Source organism: Phytobacter sp. SCO41 (genome assembly GCF_003073275.1).
Classification (GTDB): Bacteria; Pseudomonadota; Gammaproteobacteria; order Enterobacterales; family Enterobacteriaceae; genus Phytobacter; species Phytobacter diazotrophicus.
In genome coordinates this window covers 5,324,090-5,337,914 of record NZ_CP027225.1, presented here as the reverse complement: position 1 = coordinate 5,337,914, position 13,825 = coordinate 5,324,090, and the positions used below count along the sequence as shown (strand labels likewise).

14 protein-coding genes are annotated in these 13,825 nt (G+C 54.0%); 10 read left to right on the top strand and 4 right to left on the bottom strand.

The features are described from left to right. The 6 genes from C5523_RS25920 (at position 1) to tatD (ending at position 4,692) form a co-directional block, all read left to right on the top strand. Positions 1 to 606, top strand: a complete 606-nt coding sequence (locus C5523_RS25920; RefSeq protein ID WP_039077058.1) for an SCP2 domain-containing protein — start codon at positions 1 to 3, stop codon at positions 604 to 606. Further along, positions 603 to 2,243, top strand: a complete 1,641-nt coding sequence (gene ubiB / locus C5523_RS25915; protein WP_071195571.1) for a ubiquinone biosynthesis regulatory protein kinase UbiB — start codon at positions 603 to 605, stop codon at positions 2,241 to 2,243. Before C5523_RS25920 ends, ubiB begins: the two co-directional genes overlap by 4 nt. A gap of 75 nt (positions 2,244 to 2,318) precedes the next feature. Continuing rightward, the gene (gene tatA, locus C5523_RS25910) at positions 2,319 to 2,573 is read left to right on the top strand and encodes a Sec-independent protein translocase subunit TatA (protein ID WP_039077060.1); all 255 of its coding nucleotides are present in this window, start codon (positions 2,319 to 2,321) and stop codon (positions 2,571 to 2,573) included. Between the two features lie 3 nt (positions 2,574 to 2,576). After that, positions 2,577 to 3,101: a Sec-independent protein translocase protein TatB gene (tatB, locus tag C5523_RS25905; RefSeq protein ID WP_039077061.1), complete on the top strand. Its 525-nt coding sequence runs from the start codon at positions 2,577 to 2,579 to the stop codon at positions 3,099 to 3,101. 2 nt (positions 3,102 to 3,103) lie between these two features. Further along, positions 3,104 to 3,868, top strand: a complete 765-nt coding sequence (tatC, locus tag C5523_RS25900; RefSeq protein ID WP_039077062.1) for a Sec-independent protein translocase subunit TatC — start codon at positions 3,104 to 3,106, stop codon at positions 3,866 to 3,868. Positions 3,869 to 3,909: 41 nt separating this feature from the next. Beyond that, the gene (tatD, locus tag C5523_RS25895; RefSeq protein WP_108702215.1) at positions 3,910 to 4,692 is read left to right on the top strand and encodes a 3'-5' ssDNA/RNA exonuclease TatD; all 783 of its coding nucleotides are present in this window, start codon (positions 3,910 to 3,912) and stop codon (positions 4,690 to 4,692) included. 7 nt (positions 4,693 to 4,699) lie between these two features. Here tatD and rfaH read toward each other — a convergent pair whose 3' ends face one another. Then, positions 4,700 to 5,188, bottom strand: a complete 489-nt coding sequence (gene rfaH, locus C5523_RS25890; protein ID WP_039077064.1) for a transcription/translation regulatory transformer protein RfaH — start codon at positions 5,186 to 5,188, stop codon at positions 4,700 to 4,702. Between the two features lie 179 nt (positions 5,189 to 5,367). Here rfaH and ubiD point away from each other — a divergent pair, with 179 nt between their 5' ends. After that, positions 5,368 to 6,852: a 4-hydroxy-3-polyprenylbenzoate decarboxylase gene (gene ubiD, locus C5523_RS25885; protein WP_064572394.1), complete on the top strand. Its 1,485-nt coding sequence runs from the start codon at positions 5,368 to 5,370 to the stop codon at positions 6,850 to 6,852. Positions 6,853 to 6,912: 60 nt separating this feature from the next. Next, complete coding sequence (gene fre, locus C5523_RS25880) at positions 6,913 to 7,614, top strand: NAD(P)H-flavin reductase (protein ID WP_039077066.1); 702 nt, start codon at positions 6,913 to 6,915, stop codon at positions 7,612 to 7,614. Between the two features lie 46 nt (positions 7,615 to 7,660). On the opposite strand, the gene C5523_RS25875 is transcribed toward fre, so the two are convergent. The 3 genes from C5523_RS25875 to fadB all read right to left on the bottom strand — a co-directional run bounded on the left by C5523_RS25875 (position 7,661) and on the right by fadB (position 11,663). Further along, positions 7,661 to 8,026, bottom strand: coding sequence for a hypothetical protein (locus C5523_RS25875; protein WP_082027053.1), 366 nt, complete (start codon positions 8,024 to 8,026; stop codon positions 7,661 to 7,663). A gap of 274 nt (positions 8,027 to 8,300) precedes the next feature. Continuing rightward, positions 8,301 to 9,464, bottom strand: coding sequence for an acetyl-CoA C-acyltransferase FadA (gene fadA / locus C5523_RS25870; RefSeq protein ID WP_039077067.1), 1,164 nt, complete (start codon positions 9,462 to 9,464; stop codon positions 8,301 to 8,303). A 9-nt stretch (positions 9,465 to 9,473) separates the two neighbouring features. Continuing rightward, positions 9,474 to 11,663, bottom strand: a complete 2,190-nt coding sequence (gene fadB / locus C5523_RS25865) for a fatty acid oxidation complex subunit alpha FadB (RefSeq protein WP_108702214.1) — start codon at positions 11,661 to 11,663, stop codon at positions 9,474 to 9,476. 188 nt (positions 11,664 to 11,851) lie between these two features. Between fadB and pepQ the strand changes: the two genes are divergently transcribed. Together pepQ and C5523_RS25855 are read left to right on the top strand one after the other, a co-directional pair. Then, positions 11,852 to 13,183 carry a Xaa-Pro dipeptidase gene (gene pepQ / locus C5523_RS25860; protein ID WP_079498544.1) on the top strand — a complete coding sequence of 444 codons (1,332 nt, stop codon included), beginning with the start codon at positions 11,852 to 11,854 and terminating at the stop codon, positions 13,181 to 13,183. Beyond that, positions 13,183 to 13,797, top strand: a complete 615-nt coding sequence (locus C5523_RS25855) for an IMPACT family protein (protein WP_108702213.1) — start codon at positions 13,183 to 13,185, stop codon at positions 13,795 to 13,797. The genes pepQ and C5523_RS25855 overlap by 1 nt, the downstream gene beginning before the upstream one ends. Positions 13,798 to 13,825 lie beyond the last annotated feature (28 nt).

Below are 13,825 nucleotides of genomic sequence, written 5' to 3'. Positions count from 1 at the left end.
ATGCCTTTTAAGCCACTGGTGACTGCGGGTGTTGAGCGTGTGCTGAATACCTTTTTCTATCGCGAGCGGGCGCTTAAACCTGCCCGGCAGCGGTTGCAGGGAAAAGTGTTGCGCATTGCGCTAAAAGAGTTTGCTTCGCCACTGGTGCTGGCCTTTAGTGAACGCCAGGTCGATGTGCTGGGCGAGTGGGAAGGCGAGGCTGATTGTACGGTGATTACCCAGCTTCGCGTTTTGCCTAAGCTGCGTGACAGACAGCAGTTGACTGCGCTAATTCGCTCGGGCGAACTGGAAGTTCAGGGCGATATTCAGGTGGTGCAAAATCTTGTTGCGCTGATGGATCTGGCCGAATTCGATGTCGCGGAACTGCTGGCCCCTTATACCGGCGATGTGGCTGCTGAGGGGATTGGCAAAGCACTGCGTAACGGTGCGTTTCTGGTGCGCCACGGCTTTGAGCGCCAGCAGAACTATGTGGCAGAAGTGCTTACCGAAGAGTGGCGTCTGGCGCCTGGGGCACTGGAAGTGGCCTGGTTTGCGGAAGAAACCGCCGCAGTAGAACGCGCAGTGGACGCATTCAGCAAACGCCTGGATAAACTGGAGGGCAAATGACGCCAGGAGAAATTCGGCGCCTCTATTTCATCATCCAGACCTTTTTGAGTTACGGCCTTGATGAGCTTATCCCCGTCATGCGTATTACGTTGCCGCTGCGACTCTGGCGACGCACGCTATTCTGGATGCCCAATCGGCATAAAGAGAAAGCGCTTGGGGTACGCTTACGCCTGGCGTTACAGGAGTTAGGTCCGGTATGGATTAAATTCGGGCAAATGCTCTCTACCCGACGCGATCTCTTCCCGCCGCATATCGCCGATCAACTGGCTATGTTGCAGGACAGAGTAGCCCCTTTCGATGGCGTACTGGCCAAACAGCAGATTGAAAAAGCGATGGGCGGTCTGCCCGTTGAGGCGTGGTTTGATGATTTCGAGATTGAGCCGCTGGCCTCCGCTTCCATTGCCCAGGTTCATACCGCGCGGTTGAAAGAGAACGGCAAAGAGGTGGTCATTAAAGTTATCCGCCCGGACATTCTGCCGATCATCAAAGCAGACTTAAAACTCATTTACCGTCTGGCTGGCTGGGTGCCGCGCTTGCTGCCGGACGGGCGTCGTCTGCGTCCGCAAGAAGTGGTGCGCGAGTACGAAAAAACGTTGATCGACGAACTCGATTTACTCCGTGAGTCGGCGAACGCTATCCAACTGCGACGTAACTTTGAAAACAGCCCGATGCTCTATATTCCCGAAGTGTATCCGGACTACTGTAGCCAGAACATGATGGTGATGGAGCGCATCTACGGCATTCCGGTCTCCGATGTGGCGACACTGGAGAAAAACGGAACCAACATGAAATTGTTGGCTGAGCGCGGTGTTCAGGTGTTCTTCACCCAGGTTTTCCGCGACAGTTTCTTCCATGCCGATATGCATCCTGGCAATATTTTCGTCAGCTTTGAACACCCGGAAAACCCCCAGTATATCGGTATCGACTGCGGTATCGTCGGGTCGCTGAACAAAGAAGATAAGCGTTATCTTGCGGAAAACTTTATCGCCTTCTTCAACCGCGATTACCGTAAGGTGGCTGAGCTGCATGTCGATTCCGGCTGGGTGCCGCCGGATACGAACGTTGAAGATTTCGAATTTGCCATTCGTACCGTGTGCGAACCGATTTTTGAAAAGCCGCTGGCGGAAATATCGTTTGGCCATGTGCTGCTGAACCTGTTTAACACCGCACGCCGTTTCAATATGGAAGTCCAGCCGCAACTGGTGCTGCTGCAGAAAACCCTGCTTTATATTGAGGGTGTGGGTCGTCAGCTTTATCCACAACTGGATCTCTGGAAAACGGCGAAGCCATTCCTGGAGTCGTGGATTAAAGATCAGGTGGGTATACCGGCGCTGTTGAAAGCGGTGAAAGAGAAAGGGCCCTTCTGGATCGAGAAAATGCCAGAGCTTCCTGAACTGGTGTACAACAGCTTGCGACAGGGTAAGCAATTGCAGCATAGCGTTGATAGGATCGCCAGCGAGTTGCAGACCAACCATGTGCGTCAGGGGCAATCCCGTTATCTGTTTGGCATCGGCGCGACGCTGATGTTGAGTGGAACCCTGTTGCTGATTAATCGCCCGGAATGGGGTTTCGCCCCCGGATGGTTAATGGCTATCGGTTTATTAACCTGGATTGTCGGTTGGCGCAAAACTCGCTGATTTTAACATCGCCCCTGGGAGGCACGGTAACGTATACTGTGGCTTGTTTTCATCATCTCCTACAGAGGACTATGTATGGGTGGTATCAGTATTTGGCAGTTGTTGATTGTTGCGGTTATCGTCGTGCTGCTGTTTGGAACGAAAAAACTCGGTTCTATCGGTTCCGATTTGGGTGCATCGATCAAAGGCTTTAAAAAGGCCATGAGCGATGATGACAAGCAAGACAAAGACAAATCTGCAGAGGATGCGGATTTCACTGCTAAATCTCTTGCTGATAAGCAAGAGGACGTGAAGAAAGACGAAAAGCGTCACGACAAAGAACAGGTGTAATTCGTGTTTGATATTGGTTTTAGCGAACTGCTATTAGTCTTCGTCATCGGCCTTGTGGTACTGGGGCCGCAGCGTTTACCCGTTGCGGTGCGTACGATTGTGGGCTGGATCCGCGCGCTGCGCTCGCTGGCGACGACGGTGCAAAATGAGCTGACTCAGGAGCTTAAGCTGCAAGAGTTTCAGGACAGCCTCAAAAAAGTTGAGAAAGCCAGCCTGGACAACCTGACGCCGGAATTAAAGGCATCAATGGATGAGTTGCGCCAGGCAGCCGAGTCGATGAAACGTTCCTATACCGTCAACGATCCGGAAAAGGCCAGCGATGAAGCGCACACTATCCATAACCCGGTGGTGAAAGGTAACGAAGCGCAGCACGAAGGCGTCACTCCGGCAACGGCAGAAGCGCAGGCCAGCGCACCGGAGCAGGCTCCTGACATTCAGGATGCGCCGGAGGCGAAAAAAACCGTAACTCAGGCCGCAGAAGCGAAAACGGCTTCTGAGGCGACCCCTTCTTCAAGTGATAAATCCTGAACATGGCTGTCGATGATACTCAACCGCTCATCACGCATTTGATTGAGCTACGTAAGCGCCTGTTAAACTGCATTATTGCCGTTATCGTGATCTTTCTGGCGCTGGTTTATTTTGCCAATGACATCTATCAGATAGTTTCAGCGCCCTTGATTAAACAGATGCCGCTGGGTGCGACGATGATCGCAACCGATGTGGCGTCACCCTTTTTCACGCCGATCAAATTGACCTTCATGGTGTCGCTGATTCTCTCGGCACCGGTCATTCTTTATCAGGTGTGGGCGTTTGTGGCCCCGGCGCTCTACAAACATGAGCGCCGTCTGATCATCCCGCTGCTGGTTTCCAGTTCGCTGTTGTTCTATATCGGTATGGCATTCGCCTACTTTGTGGTGTTCCCGCTGGCGTTTGGCTTCCTGACGCATACGGCACCGGAAGGTGTGCTTGTCTCGACCGATATTGCCAGCTATTTGAATTTCGTCATGGGGCTGTTTATGGCCTTTGGCGTCGCGTTTGAAGTGCCTGTCGCCATCGTGCTGCTGTGCTGGATGGGTATAACAACGCCGCAATCGTTGCGCCAGAAGCGACCCTATGTGCTGGTAGGGGCATTTGTGGTGGGCATGTTGCTGACGCCGCCGGATGTTTTCTCCCAGACGTTGCTGGCCATACCTATGTACTGTCTGTTTGAGGTGGGCGTCTTTTTCGCGCGCTTCTACACTGGGAAACGCCGTCAGGTTGACGAAGACGAAGAAGAAACCACGACAGAAGAGTAAATCCAGCCGCCCGTCAGGGCGGTTGTTGTCTGGAGCGCTGTATGTTTGATATCGGTGTGAATCTCACCAGTTCCCAGTTTGCCAAAGATCGTGATGATGTGGTGGCGCGCGCGCAGGCGGCGGGTGTCAGCGGCATGCTGCTGACTGGCACTAATCTGCATGAAAGTCAGCAGGCGCAACAACTGGCAAAACACTACCCACGCTGCTGGTCCACCGCCGGCGTTCACCCGCACGATAGCAGTAGCTGGACGCAGGACACGGCAGATGCCCTCCGCCAGCTTGCCGCCCAGCCAGAAGTGGTGGCAATTGGCGAGTGTGGGCTCGATTTCAACCGTAATTTCTCGACCCCCGAAGAGCAGGAGCGGGCTTTTTCCGCGCAACTGGCGCTGGCGGCAGAACGTGGTATGCCCGTTTTTTTACACTGTCGCGATGCCCATGACCGTTTTCTGGCGCTCCTGGATCCCTGGCTTCCCCGGTTGCCCGGTGCGGTGCTGCACTGTTTCACCGGCACATTAGACGAAGCGCAGGCGTGTCTGGCGCGGGGTATCTACCTGGGTATTACCGGCTGGGTGTGTGATGAACGGCGTGGACTGGAGCTGCGCGACGTGTTGCCGCATATTCCCGCAGACCGTCTGTTTGTAGAAACCGATGCGCCGTATTTGCTGCCGCGTGATTTGTCGCCGAAACCGGCATCAAGACGTAACGAACCCGCGCATCTGGGGCATATTCTGGCCTGTGTCGCTCAGTTGCGCGGTGAAGATGCCCAATGGCTTAGCGACGTGACGAATCAAAACGTGCAGACGCTATTTGGCATCAGGCTTTAACGCAGGATCAGACTTTACGGAAGTCGGTGTTTTTGATGCTCTGTAGCACCTGTTTATTCAGCAGGTTAAGCAGCAGCATGGAACGGGCTTCGCCGTCCGGCTCTTTAAAGATAGCCTGTAACCCTTCCAGCGCCCCTTCGGTAATGATCACGCTATCGCCGGGGTACGGCGTTTCAGGATCGGTAACGCCCTCGGGTTTATACAGGGAAAGCTGATGGATAACCGTTGAAGGAACCTGTGCCGGGCTCGCGCCAAAACGGACAAAGTGGCTAACGCCGCGAGTCGCATTAATCGTGGTGGTGTGAATCACCTCGGGATCGAACTCAACAAACAGATAATTTGGGAAGAGCGGTTCGCTCACCGTGGTACGTTTACCACGGACCATTTTTTCCAGTGAGATCATTGGCGTCAGGCAGTTGACCGCCTGGCGTTGAAGATGTTCCTGGGCGCGCTGGAGCTGGCCTCGTTTGCAGTAAAGTAAATACCAGGATTGCATAATGTTCTTTTCCGAAAGTTCGGTGAGCAAGCATACCAAAAGCCTAAGGCGATGGCGAAGTTGATTATAACTGGCGACAATACTTACCGTCCTCTTTCACCTTGATTTAACAAAATTACAGCAACGTGAAGATGAACACCGTATAATAGAGCGCTTAGCAAGAGGCCATTATAAACCCCATGAAATACCATGACCTACGTGATTTTCTGACGCTGCTTGAACAGCAGGGTGAATTAAAACGCATTACATTACCGGTTGATCCCCATCTGGAGATGACTGAAATTGCTGACCGCACCCTGCGCGCGGGAGGACCGGCGTTACTGTTCGAAAACCCGAAAGGGTACACGATGCCGGTGCTGTGCAATTTGTTCGGTACGCCACGTCGGGTTGCATTAGGTATGGGGCAGGAAGAGGTGAGCGCCCTGCGAGAAGTGGGGAAATTACTGGCCTTTCTGAAAGAGCCGGAGCCGCCAAAAGGCTTTCGCGACCTCTTCGATAAGCTCCCCCAGTTTAAACAAGTGTTGAACATGCCGACCAAACGGCTGCGCGGTGCGCCTTGCCAGCAAAAAGTGGTGCAGGGTGACGATGTTGATCTCACCAAAATCCCTATCATGCAGTGCTGGCCCGATGATGTCGCGCCGCTGATTACCTGGGGGTTGACGGTAACGCGCGGACCACAAAAAGAGCGCCAGAATTTAGGCATTTATCGCCAGCAACTGATTGGTAAAAATAAGCTGATCATGCGTTGGTTGTCCCATCGCGGCGGTGCACTCGATTTTCAGGAATGGTGTGCGGCGCATCCGGGCGAACGTTTCCCGGTCTCTGTAGCTCTCGGTGCGGACCCGGCGACGATTCTGGGGGCGGTGACGCCCGTTCCGGACACCCTGTCGGAATATGCCTTTGCCGGGTTACTGCGCGGCACCAAAACCGAAGTCGTCAAATGTCTCTCCAATGATTTAGAAGTCCCGGCCAGTGCGGAAATGGTGCTGGAAGGCTATATTGAGGCTGGAGAGATGGCACCCGAAGGGCCGTATGGCGACCATACCGGCTACTATAACGAGGTTGATAACTTCCCGGTCTTTACCGTCACGCACATTACGCAGCGTGAAGACGCGATTTACCATTCGACCTACACCGGCCGTCCGCCGGATGAACCTGCCGTGCTCGGTGTGGCGCTCAATGAAGTGTTCGTCCCGATTTTGCAAAAGCAGTTCCCGGAAATCGTCGATTTTTATCTGCCGCCGGAGGGCTGTTCTTATCGCCTTGCCGTCGTCACCATGAAGAAACAGTACGCAGGTCATGCAAAACGCGTCATGATGGGCGTCTGGTCGTTCTTGCGCCAGTTTATGTACACCAAGTTCGTGATTGTGTGTGACGACGATGTCAATGCGCGTGACTGGAACGATGTGATTTGGGCGATCACCACCCGTATGGACCCAGCGCGGGACACGGTACTGGTGGAGAATACGCCAATTGATTACCTGGACTTTGCCTCGCCGGTTTCCGGTCTTGGCTCAAAAATGGGCCTGGATGCCACCAATAAATGGCCTGGCGAAACCGAACGAGAGTGGGGTCGCCCCATCAGGAAAGATCCTGACGTGACGGCGCGTATCGACGCCATCTGGGATGAACTGGCCATTTTTAGTGACGGTAAAGGTGCCTGACGCGCCGCCGTTTTTCGCCAGACATTACGACAACGAGTATGAACCCGACAGAGGGAGCGCATGACAACCTTAAGCTGTAAAGTGACCTCGGTAGACGCCATCACCGATACCGTATATCGCGTCCGTTTAGTGCCGGAAGCGGCTTTTTCTTTTCGCGCTGGCCAGTACTTAATGGTAGTGATGGATGAACGAGACAAACGCCCCTTCTCTCTGGCTTCCACGCCGAGCCAGCACGACTTTATCGAGCTGCACATTGGCGCATCAGAATTAAATCTCTACGCCATGGCGGTGATGGATCGTATCCTGAAAGACCGGGAAATTGTGGTGGATCTTCCGCACGGTGACGCCTGGCTACGTGACGATGAAGAGCGTCCGCTGGTGCTGATTGCCGGGGGAACCGGTTTCTCCTACGCGCGTTCCATTTTGCTGACGGCGCTTGAGCAAAACCCGAACCGTGATATCACCATTTACTGGGGTGGGCGCGAAGAGAAGCACCTGTACGATCTGTCCGAGCTGGAAGCATTGTCCGTTGATCATCCGAACCTGCGCGTGGTGCCGGTGGTTGAGCAGCCGGAAGAGAACTGGCGTGGCCGCAGCGGAACTGTTTTGACCGCCGTATTGCAGGATTTCGGTACGCTGGCGGAGCATGATATCTATATCGCCGGACGTTTTGAGATGGCGAAAATCGCCCGTGACCTGTTCTGCAATGAGCGTGGTGCACGTGAAGACCGCCTGTTTGGCGACGCATTCGCGTTTATTTAAGCCTTCCCGAAAACCACCCCTTCGTGAAGGTGGTGGTTTTCAGCAATCACTCATCCAGGTTGTAGAAGTAAACAAACAACGGCTCATCGTTTTCTAGCAGACACATCATCTCGCCTGTCGCGCCTTGCTTCGTTTCGAGGTTTGCCGTCACCTGGGTCGCAATATGCTGGCTACCGATATTTTCATCGAAGCGCTCAATAACCGCGGTGCTGGCGTTCGGCCTGGCGGTTTGCAGTTTCGCATGTAATCCCGGATTGTCGGCTCTGAGCTTATTGAGCCCAAATGTCAGGCAGCGTTGTGCCATGATCTGTTCCTGGCGGGTCTCTTCATTTGCCAGTGCTGTCCGTGCTGCCAGTGCGAATGTGGGTAACAGAATAAACAGACAGGATAAAGCCAGAGTAGCGTTCTTCATTTCATTCCCTTGTCGATGTGGTGTCGCTCCCATAAGGAGTGTAAGGGATGGAGAGAAGAATAAGAAATAAAAAGCCCGCCCCTGACAGGCGGGAAAACGGCAACTAAATCTTTCTTTGCCATTGACACCATAACTGCGTTGGCTGCACTCATTTACCCGAATCACTTACTTCTGTAAGCGTATCGGGATGTAGTCGCTTGCCGTCTTGTTCTGGCGCCAATGTCTTAGAGATCAATTTTTGTAAGCCGGGCACGCGAAGCGCCCCGGCATCGTGTTATACCCGCTCGAACACCGTTGCGATGCCCTGACCCAGCCCGATACACATGGTCGCCAGACCAAACTGGGCATCTTTGCGCTCCATCAGGTTGAGCAGGGTAGTGCTGATACGCGTACCTGAACAACCCAGCGGATGGCCGAGCGCGATCGCACCGCCGTTGAGGTTGATCTTCTCGTCAATCTGCTCCATCAACCCCAGATCTTTTATGCACGGTAGGATCTGTGCGGCAAAGGCCTCGTTCATTTCAAACAGGTCAATGTCGCTGGTGGTCAGGCCCGCTTTTTTCAGCGCCAGCTTTGATGCCGGCACCGGGCCATAACCCATAATGGATGGGTCGCACCCGACGACAGCCATCGAGCGTACGCGCGCCCGTGGTTTCAGGCCTAACTCGCGGGCACGGCTCTCACTCATGACCAGCATTGCCGATGCGCCGTCGGACAAGGCGGAAGAGGTCCCCGCAGTGACCGTGCCGCTCACCGGATCGAACGCCGGTCTTAAGGCCGAGAGCGCCTCAACGGTGGTTTCCGGGCGAATGACTTCGTCATAATTAAATTGCTTTAACACGCCATCGGCATCGTGACCGCCGGTGGGGATGATTTCATTTTTAAATGCCCCGGACTGTGTGGCGGCCCAGGCGCGGGCATGAGAACGCGCGCCAAACGCGTCCTGCATTTCGCGGCTGATGCCGTGCATCCGGGAAAGCATCTCTGCGGTAAGCCCCATCATTCCTGCGGCTTTCGCCACATTGCGGCTCATACCCGGATGGAAATCCACGCCGTGGCTCATCGGAACATGACCCATATGCTCCACGCCGCCAACCAGACAGACCTGCGCATCGCCGGTCATGATCATCCGGGCGGCATCGTGCAGCGCCTGCATTGATGAACCGCACAGACGGTTAACGGTTACTGCAGGTACGGAATGGGGGATTTCCGCCAGCAATGACGCGTTGCGGGCAATGTTGAAACCCTGCTCCAGAGTCTGCTGAACGCAGCCCCAGTAGATATCGTCAATCGCAGAAGCGTCCAGCGCCGGGTTACGCGCCAGCAGGCTGCGCATCAGGTGCGCGGAGAGATCTTCCGCGCGCACGTTGCGAAATGCGCCGCCTTTTGAACGGCCCATCGGGGTGCGAATTGCATCGACAATGACAACCTGTTCCATTGTGACTCCTTAAGCCGTTTTCAGTTCGCCTGCCGGACGGGCAGGTTCAACCGGGGGATAATACGCTTCGTTGTGGCGCGCTTTCTCGCGCAGCCCGGCCGGGGCTTCATAGAGCGGGCCAAGGTGCTGGAACTGATGCGCCATATCGAGATATTTTGCGCTGCCAAGCGTGTCGAGCCAGCGGAATGCCCCGCCGTGGAACGGAGGGAAACCGAGACCGTAGACCAGCGCCATATCGGCTTCTGCCGGGCTGGCGATAATGCCTTCTTCCAGGCAGCGCACCACTTCGTTGACCATCGGGATCATCATACGGGCGATAATCTCATCGTCGCTAAAGTCACGCTTCGGCTGGCTAACTTCTGCCAGCAGGGCATTTACCTCGGCATCTTCTTCTTTCTTCGGTTTGCCTTTGCTGTCTTCTTTATAGCGCCAGAAGCCAAGGCCATTTTTCTGCCCGAAACGGTTAGCGTCGAACAGCGCGTCGATAGCATCGCGATAATCTTTCTGCATCCGCTGTGGGAAGCCCGCCGCCATGACGGCTTGCGCGTGATGCGCCGTGTCGATACCGACCACATCCAGCAAATATGCCGGGCCCATTGGCCAGCCAAAGACTTTCTCCATGACTTTATCGACTTTGCGGAAATCCGCACCGTCACGCAGCAACTGGCTAAAGCCGGCAAAATAAGGGAACAACACGCGATTGACGAAGAATCCCGGGCAGTCATTCACCACGATCGGTGTTTTGCCCATTTTGCTCGCCCATGCCACGACTTTAGCGATGGTTTTATCAGACGTTTTTTCACCGCGAATGACTTCAACCAGCGGCATACGGTGTACCGGGTTAAAGAAGTGCATCCCGCAGAAGTTTTCCGGGCGTTTAAGCACGCTTGCCAGTTCGGAAATCGGGATCGTGGAGGTGTTTGACGCCAGGACGGTATCCGGGCTTACCTTTTCTTCGGTTTCTGCGAGAACGGCTTTTTTCACTTTCGGGTTTTCAACAACCGCTTCGACTACGACATCCACGCGCTCAAAGCCGGCATAGTTGAGGGTCGGGTGAATAGTGGAAATGACCCCGGCCAGTTTTAGTCCATCGATTTTGCCGCGTTCAAGCTGTTTATTAAGCAGCTTACCCGCTTCACTCATACCCAGCGTCAGCGATTTGTCATTGATGTCTTTCATAATGACCGGCACGCCTTTCCAGGCAGACTGGTAAGCAATACCGCCGCCCATAATACCCGCACCCAGCACGGCGGCCTGTTTTGGTGTCTCGACATCTTTGGTCAGTTTTTTCGCTTTGCCTTTCACGTATTGATCGTTAAGGAAAATACCGACCAGTGCGCGGGCTTCTTTACTGTGCGCCAGAGGAACGAAACTTTGATTTTCAAGTTTCAGGGCTTCTTCACGGCCAAAGCGAGCGGCTGCTTCAATGGTTTTAACCGCTGTTATGGGTGCGGGGTAATGTTTACCTGCTGTCTGCGCGACCATACCTTTGGCAATCGTAAAGCTCATGGTGGCTTCGATTTTACTTAAGTGCAGCGGCTCCAGCTTCGGCTGGCGTTTGGCTCTCCAGTCGAGATCGCCGTTAATCGCCTGACGTAAAATCGCCACTGCGCCTGCTTTTAATTTTTCCGGCTGAACTACGCCATCGACCAGGCCAATTTTCAGCGCCTCTTCGGCGCCAACATCTTTCCCGGCGGCAATAATTTCCAGCGCACTGTCGGCGCCCAGCAGACGTGGCATACGGACGGAACCGCCAAAGCCAGGCATGATGCCCAGTTTCGTTTCCGGCAGACCGATGCGCAGATCCGGCGTCGCCAGACGGTAGTCGGTGGCGAGCACGCACTCGCAGCCGCCGCCCAGCGCATAGCCGTTTACGGCAGAAATGGTCGGTACCGGCAAATCTTCCAGACGATTGAACACGCTATTGGCAAAGTGCAGCCAGGTACTCAGTTGTTCTGCCGGAACCAGGAACAGAGAGAGGAATTCGGTAATATCGGCACCGACAATAAACGCTGCTTTTTCTGAGCGCAGCAGCAGGCCTTTTAAATCCGCCTGTTTTTCCAGCACGTCCAGCGCCTGGCCGAGGCTGGCTACGGTTGCCGTGTCTAACTTATTCACCGACCCGGGGGCATCGAACACCAGTTCGGCAATGCCATCTTCCAGCCATTTGATATATAGGGTATCGCCTTTGTAGAGCATGTCAGTCTCCTGAATCCAGCAAGGGATCTGGTCATACCAGATGAAGCGGAGTGTGGTTTTTATGTTAATAAATTGCAAATTTATCTTTAAAGAATTGCTAGTTTGATCACGCTCAGCCGAAATCACCCTACCGGGATCAGGTATGCTAAGATGCAAAAACTTGAGCTCAAAAAACAGAAGGAAGAATGATGGACTCACTGGCTGCGCTGTATAAAAATCATATCGTTACGCTCCAGGAACGTACCCGGGACGTGCTGGCCCGCTTTAAACTGGACGCGCTGTTGATTCACTCCGGTGAACTGTTCAATGTCTTTCTCGACGACCATCCGTACCCTTTCAAAGTCAATCCGCAGTTTAAAGCCTGGGTTCCGGTCACACAGGTTCCAAATTGCTGGTTGCTGGTCGATGGCGTTAACAAACCGAAACTGTGGTTCTACCTGCCGGTCGATTACTGGCACAACGTTGAGCCGTTACCGACCTCCTTCTGGACCGACGAAGTTGAGGTGATTGCCCTGCCGAAAGCCGACGGTATTGGCAGCCTGTTACCTGCTGCTCGCGGAAATATTGGGTATATCGGCCCGGTTCCCGAGCGCGCGCTTTCGCTGGATATTGCTGCCAGTAACATCAACCCGAAAGGGGTGATCGATTACTTGCACTATTACCGCGCCTATAAAACTGATTACGAACTGGCATGTATGCGTGAAGCGCAGAAAACGGCGGTAATGGGGCATCGTGCGGCGGAAGAGGCGTTCCGTTCCGGGATGAGTGAATTTGATATCAACCTGGCTTATTTGACCGCAACCGGGCATCGCGATACCGATGTGCCTTACAGCAATATTGTGGCGCTCAATGAGCATGCCGCCGTTCTTCATTACACCAAACTGGATCATCGTGCACCGGCAGAACTGCGTAGTTTCTTGCTGGATGCAGGGGCGGAATATAACGGTTATGCCGCAGACCTGACCCGCACCTGGTCGGCCAACAGCGATAACGATTATGCCCATCTGGTCAAAGATGTTAATGATGAACAACTGGCGTTGATCGCTACGATGAAGTCGGGTGTTAACTACACCGAGTACCACCTCCAGTTCCATCAACGTATTGCGAAGCTGCTGCGTAAACATCAGATAATCTCTGATATGAGCGAAGAGGCAATGGTCGAAAATGACCTGACCGGCCCATTCATGCCACACGGCATTGGTCACCCGCTTGGCCTGCAGGTGCACGATGTTGCAGGCTTTATGCAGGATGATACCGGTACGCACCTGGCGGCGCCGTCCAAATACCCTTACCTGCGTTGTACCCGTGTATTGCAACCACGTATGGTGCTGACGATTGAGCCGGGTATCTACTTTATTGAATCACTGCTGGCGCCATGGCGTGACGGCCCGTTCAGCAAGCACTTCAACTGGCAGAAAATTGAGGCGCTGAAACCATTTGGCGGCATTCGTATCGAAGACAACGTGGTGATTCACGAAAACAGTATCGAAAACATGACGCGTGATTTGAAACTGGCGTAATGGATAGCTGGCTGATACCGGCAGCGCCGGTCACCTTTGTCGAAGAGATCAAGAAAAGCCGTTTTATTACATACCTGGCCCATACTGATGGTGTGGAAGCGGCTAAGGCGTTTGTCGAGTCAGTACGTGCTGAACACCCGGATGCGCGACACCATTGTGTGGCCTGGGTAGCCGGGCCGCCGAATGATTCGCAGCAACTGGGCTTTTCTGATGATGGTGAACCTGCGGGTACAGCCGGAAAACCGATGCTTGCCCAGCTAATGGGAAGTGGGGTCGGGGAAATGACCGCCGTAGTGGTGCGCTACTACGGTGGCGTGTTGTTGGGGACCGGTGGACTGGTTAAAGCTTACGGCGGCGGTGTGAGCCAGGCGCTTACGCAGTTGACGACGCTGCGCAAGACGCCATTAACCGAATATACTTTGCAATGTGAATATGGGCAGTTGACCGGGGTTGAAACCCTGCTGGGGCAGTTTTCCGGCAAGATTGTTGCGAGTGAATACGAGGCGTTTGTTCGGCTTCGGGTGGCACTCCCGCAATCTGAACTGGCTGCTTTTTCAACAAAACTTGCTGATTTCAGTCGTGGTGCGTTGCAATTACACAAGATTGAAGAATAATCCCCACCTAATTTTTGCGTACCTAAGG